The organism is Bizionia hallyeonensis (assembly GCF_042657385.1).
Taxonomy (GTDB): domain Bacteria; phylum Bacteroidota; class Bacteroidia; order Flavobacteriales; family Flavobacteriaceae; genus Algorimicrobium; species Algorimicrobium hallyeonense.
Genome location: NZ_JBHSLA010000002.1, coordinates 522,784 through 534,657 on the forward strand (window position 1 = coordinate 522,784; position 11,874 = coordinate 534,657).

An 11,874-nucleotide genomic window follows, 5' to 3' on the forward strand; every position below is an offset into this window, starting at 1 on the left:
CATCTAAAAACACTTACAATTTATGGGTATCCGTAAACTACTTGAAATTATTTATGGTATTTTCATGCTTATCAAAATAATACAGTTATCTATATGGAAAATGAATTTGAACAAGCCATGTCTGAACGTACTGATGAGGAGTTAATTAAGATTGTTACACTTGAAAAAAACCGATACAAACCCATCGCTTTAGAAGCTGCTGAAATTGAAATTGAGAAATGAAAATTAAAGATTAGTGAATTGAATGAAATAATTAGAGAAGCGAAAATAGAAAAAGATAACAAGCAGATTGTTAATTCTAATGTTGTTGGTTCAGGGGTTAGGTTCCTAAATTATTTAATTGATATTATTGCTACATATCTTCTTATACTTATCGTCTTTATAATTCTAGGATTATTTATAACACCATTTAAAGACTCCTTTTTAGCTGTATTATTGACTATCATAACAGTTTTTGGAACAGCCATGAGTTACTACACAATTATGGAAATTAAATTTCAAAAAACATTAGGGAAATTTATAACTAAAACTAAAGTGGTAAAGTTGAATGGAGAAAAGCCAAATCCTTCTGATATAATTAATAGAACTATATGTCGATTCATACCTTTCGATGGAATTTCGTATTTATTTGTAAAAAATGGTTTACATGACTATTTATCGAAAACTAAAGTCATTAAAGGATAATAGTATTAAAAACAATTTAATAAAATATAGGTAAATGATTACTTACGAAAACCTGTTTATGTGAGGCAGCTCTTGTATTTTATAAATTCTATTACTTCCTAAATTTGAAACAGCATCACGAAATCAAAACACTTAAAATCACTTAAAAAATTATGCCAAAAAGAAAGCCATCTGCAAAATTGAATTTATTGCTTATTGTATTAATAGCTTTAATTAGTTATTCCTGTTCAGACGATGACGTAGCTCAAACAGAAAGCCCAAGAAGTATTTCAAAACTAAAGCTTAAAATTTATAATTCGAATGAAGTAGAACGCTACTCAACAAGAGATTATGAAAATAACAGACCTAAAACGGATTCTTTTTACAATAATAATCATGAATTAACGTCTTATTTTGATATGATATATGAATATGGAATGCTGACAGACCGCAAAGGTTATTCGGCAAACGGCACATTAATCTTTAATGTAACTATTTCCTATGACAATATGAACCGGATAATACAAACCACTAACTCTAGTAATGCTTCAAATATTATAACGACAGATTTTACTTACAATTCTGACAATACGATATCAAGCCGACAGGAAAATAATAGCGGATTTTTAAATAAAACTTTTTATATAAATAGTCTGGGACTAATTCATAAGGAATTAAATGATGATGGAACTTCAGAAGTAATATATGATGCTGATAATAACGTCATAAGAAAAACAGAATCTGGAGTTACAAATTATTCTTATGACAATGTTAATCTTCCACCCGACAATTTTCCAGTCAATGAAAATTTCATGTTTGGAGATTATAAAAACAACCGAATTATTTATAACAATTCTATAAATGCTGCTACATATAATGAAGCATCTACACTACGAAAGTTTGGAATTGGATATCAATCTGGTACAAATGTGGTAGTAATTGATTGGGTTTTAGACAGTGATAATTATCCAATTTCAAAAAAATTCTACAGTGATGGTCATTTACAAATAGAATATGAATATCTCTATGATTAAGCGTAAAACATTATACTCAACGAACACAAATTATCATTGAAATACAACAATATTCCTAAAATATTCTAACCAATAACCTTCTTTAAAAAAAGCTATTTTCCGTACCTTGCAGCTCTATTTAAAAGTAAAAACATGCAAGACCCAAAAATGCTAAATTATATTGAAGCTGTTATTGAAAATATGCCAACAGACTGGCTGAATCTAACCACCCATCGACTAGATATTTATGATGAGTCGTTAGCAAAAACGGAATTTCTAAACGCGTTTGAACACTTATATAAAACCAATAATGCTACGACATCCGCATTAAGTAAATTACCAACGGCTTATGATTATATCCGCTTGGGTCACCCCCTATCCTGCGTGTTAGAATGGGGTATTGCAAACATAAACCAGCTTGATGCTAAACATGTCATCAGTTTTGCATCGCTAACCATTCCGGTTTTGGCCATTTTAAGAACCAATCTATTGGAAAATAAAAAAACACAAATCCTTTATACGGGAGACTTACCAGACTGTTTTGATGCGGAAACCATTAAAGAGGTGTATGGTTATAATTTCGAATTAATCCATGTTGATAGTTCAAAGGCGATTCTCGATTTTAAGGGAAGCACCATTTTCATAGCACATCAAGACACCATTACGCAAACAGATTTAAATGCGAATATTGATTTTTACGTGAATCTCCACGACCATTTGGGCAGTATATTACTCGTAAATGGCGAACAAAACGCATCATACATTTCGGATATTCAACATGTACGCCGTCGTGAAACCATTGCCATGACACCTGAAAATTCGCTTATGGCTTTAAAAGCGCTCGTCAACAAAACAGCTTTTCAGGCACCTTCCAATAAAATTGAACCCCATAAAAAACAGGTTTTAAAAAACATCAAAGACATTACAGGTACCACGTCCAAACCTTTGGTGGCTTCTAGTGGTTTATCTATGCAATACGCTATTATGATGGGACTCATTCACGACGCCCAAGAAAATCATAAAGGAAAAGCCATTAAATTTATTGTACCACCAAATTGTTATGGCGGAACCAATGACCAAGCCCGACGTGTGGCAGATTGCTTGGATCAAGTTGACGTTGTAGATTTACCAGTAGATGGTGATAACGATATGGTACAAAGTATTGATACCGTTTTGAAACGCATTGCCAAACAAGATGCGGTTCCATACATTATAGCCGAAATCCCAACAAACCCACGAGTGGAAGTTCCAAACCTTCAAGATTTAAAGGCTGCTTTAAGTAAAGTGCGAAAAACAGCAACGGGTGAAACAGCAATCGATCCTGTTTTTATTTTAGATCAAACCTTTTGTCCGAATGTGCACTTTTTAGGTGACGGGGAAATTCTATCCACGGTAAGAACCATTTCTTATGCCAGTGGCTCCAAATTTCCTAGTGGCGGAAAATGTACTGCGGGATACGCAGTAGGAAATAGCAAAACAGACGCCTTAATGGATAAAATAGCGAAGCATTTGATGCTTTGTGACAATGAAGCAACCACATTGCAATATAAGTTGCTAGCCCAACAATTACCATCCATGAATCAGCGTATTGCAGACGCCTATGTCAACACACGCCACTTTGTAAACTTTATCCATGAGGTTTTACCAGAAGCGAAAATCAATTTTGTATCTGATGACTTGGCAGAGCAAGGTTTTACACCATCCGTATTTTCATTAGATTTACCTACAAAAGGAAACACAGCTGAAGAAAAAGAAGCCCATAAACGCGCTTTAAACTTGAAATTAATCAACTTGATGATTACTGAAATCCCTGAAGAAAGCAAGTTTTGTGTGAGCTATGGTCAGTTAAAGGGTTGCTACTGGACTATTCCAGCAACATCCACCCAGGGCACTACCAAGGAAGGCGACAAAGATTATATTGTTCGTGCGTCTTTATCCGGTAACATGGATTTGGAACGTCATAAAGAGGTGTTTTTAGAGTTTGTTAAGAGCATGTAATATATTGCCATTAAAATATATAATGTCATTCCGACAAAGGAGGAATCTCAATTATCAAATTTAAGATTCTTTACCGTGCAAGCTTCGTTCTGAATAACAAAATCAAAAAGCCCAAACAAAAGTTTGGGCTTTTTCTATAAGATACAATATCAAAAGTTTATTTCAACTCCTTCACTCCCATATTATACAAAGCAAACGCTTGAATATCTACTTGCTCGTTAATAGTAGCTTCAGTAGATTTTCCGGCACCATGTCCGGCATTCACCTCAATTCTAATTAAGGTCGGATTCGCTCCTGTTTGCTTGTCTTGTAATTCAGCGGCAAATTTAAAACTATGCGCTGGTACTACACGATCGTCATGATCACCTGTAGTTACCAACGTTGCTGGATATTGAACACCTGCTTTTACATTGTGCACTGGCGAATACCCTTTAATATAATCAAACATCTCTTTACTTTGTTCGGATGTTCCATAATCAAAGGACCAACCTGCTCCTGACGTAAACGTATGGTAACGTAACATATCTAAAACACCCACTTGTGGAATAGCCACCTTCATTAAATCTGGTCGTTGTGTCATAGTTGCACCAACTAATAATCCACCATTAGATCCGCCTTTTATTGCTAAATAATCAGATGACGTATAGTTTTCTTTGATTAGGTATTCGGCTGCTGCAATAAAATCATCAAACACATTTTGCTTTTGCATTTGCGTTCCTGCATTATGCCATTTTTTACCGTATTCACCACCTCCACGTAAATTAGCAACAGCATACACACCACCATTTTCTAACCACACAGCATTGGCAATACTAAACGACGGCGTTAAACTAATATTAAAACCACCGTAAGCATATAGCATAGTTGGATTCTTGCCGTTTAATTCTGTGCCTTTTTTATAGGTGATAATCATTGGTACTTTGGTACCATCTTTAGAGCTATAAAATACTTGCTTAGACTCATAATCATCCGATTTGAAATCGATATTTGGCTTTTGGTAAACCGTTGATTCGCCAGTTTCAGGGTCATACGCATAAATAGTTCCTGGTGCCGTATAATTTGTAAACGAATAGTATAAGGTAGTTGCTTCCTTTTTACCACCAAAACCACCAACAGAACCAATTCCTGGTAAGCTAACATCACGTACTAAAGTGCCATCAAATTTGTATTGTTTTACAACAGAAACCGCATCTTTCATGTATTCCGCAAAAATATAATTTGCACCTTTAGATACCGATAGTACATTTTCAGTTTCTGGAATCACATCTTCCCAATGGGCTTGTTCAAATTTATTTAAATTGAATTTTACAATGCGTTTATTAGGTGCTTCAAAATCCGTAACCACGAAGAATGTTTGACCTTCATTATTTATAACATTATTACTACTTTCAAAATTATCAACCACTTTTACAATCGGTCCATTTTTCCGTAGGTCTTTAATATACAACTCATTTCCATAGGTGGAATTTGCTGCGGTAATCACCAAATAGTTTTCATCCTGCGTTACAGAACCTCCTACATAACGACGCTTTTCAGTATCGCCAAAAATAATTTTATCTTCACTTTGAGGTGTTCCTAATTTGTGATAAAATAAACGGTGTTGATCGGTTTTAGCTGATAACTCACTACCTTTTGGTTTCTCATAGCTGGAATAATAAAACCCTTCATTTTTGTACCAAGACATGCCACTGAATTTAACGTCCATAATGGTATCGCCAATAATTTCTTTATTTTCAGTTTTTAAAACGATAATTTTTCGCCAGTCACTTCCACCTTCAGAAATAGCATAGGCAGCCATAGAACCATCTTCCGTAAAACTTAAACCACCTAAAGACGTGGTTCCATCTTTAGAAAACGCATTTGGATCTAAAAACACTTCTTGGTTTCCATCTTTATCTGTTCTATATAAAACGGATTGGTTTTGAAGCCCATCATTTTTATAAAAATAGGTGTAATTACCTTCAATAAATGGTGCAGAAATTTTTTCGTAATTCCAAAGCGTTTCCATCCGTTTTTTCAACTTGCTTCGGAACGGAATTTGATCTAAATAATTAAACGTCACTTCGTTTTGAGCTTTTACCCATGCTTTGGTATCTTCAGCATAATCATCTTCCAGCCAACGGTATGGATCTTGAACTTGAGTTTCAAAATACGTGTCAACCGTGTCAACTTTTTTAGTTTCTGGATAAGTAATAGTCATTGAAACATCTTCTTTTTCAGTTTTGTTTTGGTCATCCTTACAAGCAACGATAGTTGAGAGTGCCAAAACGCATATTAATGATTTCCTCATATTATAATTGGTTTTAGTGTAATGAACAAAAATAAGGAAATACTTATAAAGTAATGTTAAAGAAAATACAAGGTGATAAATAAATGACCTATTCAGGATACTCTATACGTAAGTGGTAAATATTGGTCAGTTTCTGCTTCAATATCTTTTTAATAGATTGAATTTCTTTAAAGGTAATATTGGCATTTAAAAACTGATCATCATTCATTTGTTTGTTTAAAATGCTTTCTACAAAATCGTCAATTTTTGTGGACGTTGGTTCTTTTAAACTCTTGGAAGCCGCTTCTACACTATCACACATCATTAAAATAGCCGTTTCTTTACTGAAAGGTTTTGGACCTGGATACATGAAATCTTCTATTGCTATGAGCTCGTTGACTTCCTTTTCTTTCATATAGAAATAATATACCAAACTCGTTCCATGATGGGTTCTAATAAAATCGATAACACGATCCGGAAGATTATTTTTTCGGGCTATTTCAATTCCATCAATTACGTGATTGATAATAATTTGAGCACTTTCGGTTGGTGATAATTCATCATGCGGATTAATTCCTGTAGATTGGTTTTCCGTAAAATACGTTGGGTTTTTCATTTTCCCAATATCGTGATACAAGGCGCCAACACGAACCAACATAGCATTGGCTCCAATTTCGTTAGCAGCAGCTTCAGCTAAATTGGCCACATTTAAAGAATGGTGAAACGTTCCTGGCGCTTTATTTGATAATTCTTTCAATAATTTGGTATTGGTGTCTGATAATTCTAATAAAGATACATCAGACACTAATCCGAAGAGTTTTTCGTAAGCATAAATTAGCGGTTGCACAAATAAGGTTGCCAAGCCACAAAGCACAAACAAACCAAAAGTTTCCCATTGTAGGGTTTCAACACTTCCTTCATGAATGACGAAGAATGCAAAATAGGCAACAATATATATTAAGGTGATTTGCCCGACGGAAATAAATAAATTCGCGCGTTTGTATAATTCCGACACGGTTAAAATAGTAACGATTCCTGCAATAATTTGTAGGAACATATATTCGTAACTGTTAGGTACTACCAGTCCTAATAGTAAAACCGTTAAAACATGTGTGAACAGGCCCAAACGCGCATCAAAAAAGGCTTTTAGCACCAAGGGCAAAATACAAATTGGGACCACATAAATGTATTGCGAATTGTAATTAACCACCAAGGTTGTGATTAATACCATAAAGGCTACGTTAAAGAAAATAAAGGTCACTTTTACATTATTTTCAAAAACAGACATCCGATATTTTCTTAAAAATAACAACAGCATAAGTAAGGCTAATGCCACTAAAAGAGTGTAGGCAAAAACAATCCATATATAATTAGATTTGTTCCAAACTTGCGATTCATATTCAGATTCTAACGATTTTAAAATTTGAAACTTAACACCTTCTACAACTTCACCTTTAGAGATAATAAGCGTTTCCCGCTCAACACTTCCACGAATATATGAGACTTTATCGAGCTCTTCTTGAAGTACTCGGGATGAAAATTCCTTGTTAAATTCTAAATTTGGTTCTACTAAATCGAAAAACAACGATGTGAATTCATTTTTATAAGTCAACAAATCCTTACTTTCTAAAACCTTGACAATAATTGCTTTTAATTGATTTTCCTTAACTAGGTTTACAAATTGGGTTTGCTCCTTCTCGACGCGACCTTCTAAAATAATGACTTTTTTGGTGTCCGAATAATTATGTTCTTCGTTTAAAACACCAAAATGGTAGAGTTTATCAATTATTTGAATTCCAGCATCCTTTAAATCGTTTCTTGTATAGACGGGAATCGTATCTAAAAAAACCGATTTAAATTGACGTTGAAAATTATTAGTTATTGTGTTTGGAACCGATGCATCTAAATTAAAGTATAACGGTGACGCGTCCTTAATCTCTTGTTTTTCCGTGGTAATTTCAGCATCCGTTTTCTTAATGGCGAAATTAAAGGGTGCATAAAGGTTTTCTGATTGCCAAGGTTTTCCTTTTTCGAAATTGTATTTAAATTTACCACTTTTAGGAAATAAATACACAATTAAAAATGTAGTCGATATAAAAAGCAACAGCTTATAGCCTAACGAATGATTTCTATATAGTGTATTTATAAAGTCTTTCATAGATTGGTGAAATATTTTCAAATGTAGTAAAATATAGTCGAAAATTATGGGTGTATAAAATGCTAATCATTCTACATTCTATTAAAAAATGATTAATTTTGTGGGATTAAAAAATTAAACTAGAAAAACATGAGTAAAGAAGTCGTCATTGTATCAGCAGCCAGAACACCAATTGGTAGTTTTTTAGGATCCCTTTCAACTGTTCCTGCACCACGTTTGGGTGCTGTAGCTATTAAAGGTGCTTTAGAAAAAATTAATTTAAAGCCAGAATTAGTTCAAGAGGTTATTATGGGTCATGTTGTTCAAGCCGGGGCCGGACAAGCGCCTGCAAGACAAGCGGCAATTTACGCAGGAATTCCAAACACGGTTCCATGTACCACTGTAAATAAAGTGTGTGCATCTGGAATGAAAGCGGTTATGCAAGCAGCACAAGCTATTGCTTTAGGTGATGCCGACGTTGTGGTTGCTGGTGGAATGGAAAATATGAGTTTAATTCCGCATTATCTTCATGCTAGAACAGGTACTAAATTTGGTCCTGCTAAAATGGAAGACGGGATGCAACGTGATGGATTAGTGGATGCTTACGATCAAAACGCCATGGGTGTTTGTGCAGACGCCTGTGCTACTGAATATAGATTTTCTCGTGAAGATCAGGATGCCTATGCTATTCAATCGTATAAACGATCGGCTGCAGCTTGGGAAGCCGGGAAATTTGATAATGAAGTGGTTCCAGTTGAAGTTCCACAAAGAGGTGGTGATGCATTAGTTGTGGATACAGATGAAGAGTTCACCAATGTAAAATTAGAAAAAATACCAGCTTTACGTCCTGCTTTTACCAAAGATGGAACTGTTACAGCTGCCAATGCTTCAACTATAAATGATGGTGCGGGTGCTATGGTTTTAATGAGTCGCGAGAAAGCAGACGAATTAGGATTGAAAGTTCTAGCAACTATAAAAAGCTTTGCCGATGCTGCTCATGAGCCAGAATGGTTTACAACAGCGCCTGCTAAAGCCTTACCTAAAGCGTTAGATAAAGCTGGAATTAATATCAAAGATGTTGATTTCTTTGAATTTAATGAAGCATTTTCGGTTGTTGGTTTAGCCAATATGAAAATACTAGGCTTAAACGACGCCAATGTAAACGTGAATGGTGGAGCTGTTTCTTTAGGACATCCATTAGGTTGTTCAGGTGTTCGTATTTTAATTACATTATTAAATGTTTTAGAACAAAACAATGCAAAAATTGGTGCAGCCGCTATTTGTAATGGTGGTGGTGGTGCTTCGGCAGTTGTTATCGAAAGAAACTAATACCTTACTTTTTGCATGCAATACGGAATTTGTCATTTAAGCATTGTTCCATTACGATTGGAACCTAGTGATACAAGTGAACTTGTGTCCCAAGTATTGTATGGTGATTATTTTAAAGTGCTTGAAAAACGGAAGTCTTGGAGTAGAATCCGATTGGGTTTTGATACCTATGAAGGTTGGATTGATAACAAGCAGTACCTTGAAATTACAGAAGACAATTATAATACATTGCATGACGAAGCGCCTATTCTTTCAACGGATTTAGTTGAATTTATTGAAGACAGCGAAAGTCAACTATATCCTATTCCGTTGGGCTCAAGTTTAAACGGATTGGATATATTACAACATACACATGATGGGAATGCGGTTAGTGAAATAGCTACTAAAGCGCATATTTTAAAAACCGCATTTTCATATTTAAACGCTCCTTATCTTTGGGGTGGAAAAACACCCTTTGGTATAGATTGTTCAGGGTTTACCCAAATGGTTTATAAATTAAATGGTTATAAATTATTCCGCGATGCCTCACAACAAGCCACACAAGGCGAGGCGTTGAGTTTTATTGAAGAAAGCGATCCAGGTGATTTAGCATTTTTTGATAATGACGAAGGACAGATAGTCCATGTTGGTATTATTATGCCGGATAATTTTATTATTCATGCACATGGTAAAGTCCGCATTGATAGATTAGATCATTCCGGAATTTATAATGTAGATACACGCATGCATACTCATAAATTACGCGTTATTAAGCGGATTGTGGAGGGGTAAGTAAGTTCAAGTATTATTTAAATATTGAATCTGTTATTATAAAACGAACCCAAAAATCACCTCTTTAAACTCAAGAACCAATGAATGTCATACCAATAGCAATTGCATTATTCTTAATTATCGCTTTCCTTTTCTGGAAGCTTACCAACGGTCATTTCAAAAAGGAATATGGTAGTACATTATGGAATCAATGGGGAACACGGCTTTTTTATTGGCAAGGTGTTATATATACAAGTACCGGAATTACAATTTTAATCTTGTTTATTTTAAAATGGACAGGCATTTTGACTTTTTAGTTTTCTAGGAATTTAGCATACCATGGTTCTTATCAATTAAATTTGTTTCAAGCGCTAGTCATGGAAAACGAATTATTGGATTAACATAAAACAAAAAAAATGCTACTGAATTTCAGTAGCATTTTTTTATTCAATTAAACCTATTAGAATTATCCTCCTAAAGCTTCAACTTTAGCTTTCATTTTCTTGTACTTTTCAGTTTCCGCAATGGCACTATAAATATTCATTAGTGTTTTAGAAACCTCTAAATTTTCTGAATCTACTTCTAAAACAGCTTCTAAATAAGGAATAGCTGTTTTATAAAGCTCTTTACGTTCCGCCTTTAGTTCATCATAACGTTTGTTATCAGCAGCGGATGTTCCTAAACCATTCATTTCTTCAATAAGACCTTGCTCCTCACCTAGTATTAAAGCTGCAATATTGGTATGTGCATTTGTATACGTAGGATCCATTTCAATAACCTTGTTATAATATTCTTTAGCTTTGTCATTATACCCAGCTTCAGCCGAAAGAACACCTAAATTGTAAAACAAATCTACATTAGTTGGATCTAAATCAATTGCCTTTTCAATTAGCAACTTATATTCATCTCTATTACCCAGTTTATACTGTAAATTGGCTTCTGTTAAAATAATATTAACATCTGTAGGGTTTTGATCACGCGCTAATTTTATGGCCTTTAAAGCTTCTTCGGTTTTCCCTAAATTAACATAAATAAAGGCAATATTTTTTGTGATTTCATTTGCTTTCGATTCTGAAACACGTTCACCTGGTTTAATATAAGCGCCTGTTTTTACAAATAAATCTCTGTTTTCTTTATCAAAAACCTCTTCTTCACCTGTTTCTTTGTTGGTTGCAAAATACTCTTTAGTAATGCCAGTATAACCCAATTTATTTAATTCTAAATAATGTTTAAGGGCTTCGTCATAATCTTTACCACTAACAGCACTAATTGCTGCGTAATAAAGGTAGGTTGTATCTTGAGGAACAACGTTATATAATTGCTCAAATTTTATTGCTGCTTCCGAAAAGTTATTTGCTTTGTAGAAGCTATTTGCTTTCATTAAAAGCTCATTTTCCATGGTAGTTGTTAATTCAGACGCTTCTGAATCATAATTTTTTCCTACTAAAATTAAACTTTCAATGGCTTTGTTTAAGTCGGAATTATTTGCTGTACCTTGAGCATACATTGCTTCAGCTACTAATAAATGATATTGGGATTTTTGCTTATCATCCATTCCAGACATCATAGATTCTGCCTGATTCAATGCTGTTTTGGCTTCAGCATAATTTTTATTTTTTATTGCTTTCTCTGCTGTACGTAACTCTTTTTTTTGAGCAAAAGAAACAGTACTTACTAGAATTGCCAATGCAACTAAAATTGGGTTTCTCATTTTA

10 protein-coding genes are annotated in these 11,874 nt (G+C 34.2%); 7 read left to right on the top strand and 3 right to left on the bottom strand.

Annotated features, from left to right (window positions below; all coding sequences use genetic code 11):
* The first annotated feature begins 93 nt into the window (after positions 1-93).
* The 4 genes from ACFPH8_RS07830 to ACFPH8_RS07845 all read left to right on the top strand — a co-directional run bounded on the left by ACFPH8_RS07830 (position 94) and on the right by ACFPH8_RS07845 (position 3,674).
* Positions 94-222, top strand: coding sequence for a hypothetical protein (locus tag ACFPH8_RS07830; RefSeq protein WP_376859907.1), 129 nt, complete (start codon positions 94-96; stop codon positions 220-222).
* 18 nt (positions 223-240) lie between these two features.
* On the top strand, positions 241-684 hold the full coding sequence (locus ACFPH8_RS07835; RefSeq protein WP_376859909.1) for an RDD family protein: 444 nt from the start codon (positions 241-243) through the stop codon (positions 682-684).
* 152 nt (positions 685-836) lie between these two features.
* A complete protein-coding gene (locus ACFPH8_RS07840; RefSeq protein ID WP_376859911.1) occupies positions 837-1,697 on the top strand; it encodes a hypothetical protein in 861 nt (286 codons plus the stop codon).
* A gap of 132 nt (positions 1,698-1,829) precedes the next feature.
* On the top strand, positions 1,830-3,674 hold the full coding sequence (locus ACFPH8_RS07845) for a PLP-dependent aminotransferase family protein (RefSeq protein WP_376859913.1): 1,845 nt from the start codon (positions 1,830-1,832) through the stop codon (positions 3,672-3,674).
* A gap of 157 nt (positions 3,675-3,831) precedes the next feature.
* Here the strand turns inward: ACFPH8_RS07845 and ACFPH8_RS07850 are convergent, their stop codons facing one another.
* Both ACFPH8_RS07850 and ACFPH8_RS07865 read right to left on the bottom strand, forming a co-directional pair.
* Entirely contained in the window at positions 3,832-5,964 is a 2,133-nt protein-coding gene (locus ACFPH8_RS07850) for a prolyl oligopeptidase family serine peptidase (protein WP_376859915.1), read from the bottom strand.
* Between the two features lie 88 nt (positions 5,965-6,052).
* Positions 6,053-8,101: an HD family phosphohydrolase gene (locus ACFPH8_RS07865; RefSeq protein ID WP_465251608.1), complete on the bottom strand. Its 2,049-nt coding sequence runs from the start codon at positions 8,099-8,101 to the stop codon at positions 6,053-6,055.
* Positions 8,102-8,230: 129 nt separating this feature from the next.
* Here ACFPH8_RS07865 and ACFPH8_RS07870 point away from each other — a divergent pair, with 129 nt between their 5' ends.
* From ACFPH8_RS07870 to ACFPH8_RS07880, 3 genes are all read left to right on the top strand, one after another.
* Positions 8,231-9,409 (top strand): acetyl-CoA C-acyltransferase, encoded by a 1,179-nt coding sequence (locus ACFPH8_RS07870; protein WP_376859917.1) that lies wholly within the window; start codon positions 8,231-8,233, stop codon positions 9,407-9,409.
* A gap of 15 nt (positions 9,410-9,424) precedes the next feature.
* The gene (locus ACFPH8_RS07875) at positions 9,425-10,180 is read left to right on the top strand and encodes a C40 family peptidase (RefSeq protein ID WP_376859919.1); all 756 of its coding nucleotides are present in this window, start codon (positions 9,425-9,427) and stop codon (positions 10,178-10,180) included.
* Between the two features lie 80 nt (positions 10,181-10,260).
* A complete protein-coding gene (locus ACFPH8_RS07880; RefSeq protein ID WP_376859921.1) occupies positions 10,261-10,476 on the top strand; it encodes a hypothetical protein in 216 nt (71 codons plus the stop codon).
* A gap of 149 nt (positions 10,477-10,625) precedes the next feature.
* Here ACFPH8_RS07880 and ACFPH8_RS07885 read toward each other — a convergent pair whose 3' ends face one another.
* Complete coding sequence (locus tag ACFPH8_RS07885) at positions 10,626-11,870, bottom strand: tetratricopeptide repeat protein (protein WP_376859923.1); 1,245 nt, start codon at positions 11,868-11,870, stop codon at positions 10,626-10,628.
* Positions 11,871-11,874 lie beyond the last annotated feature (4 nt).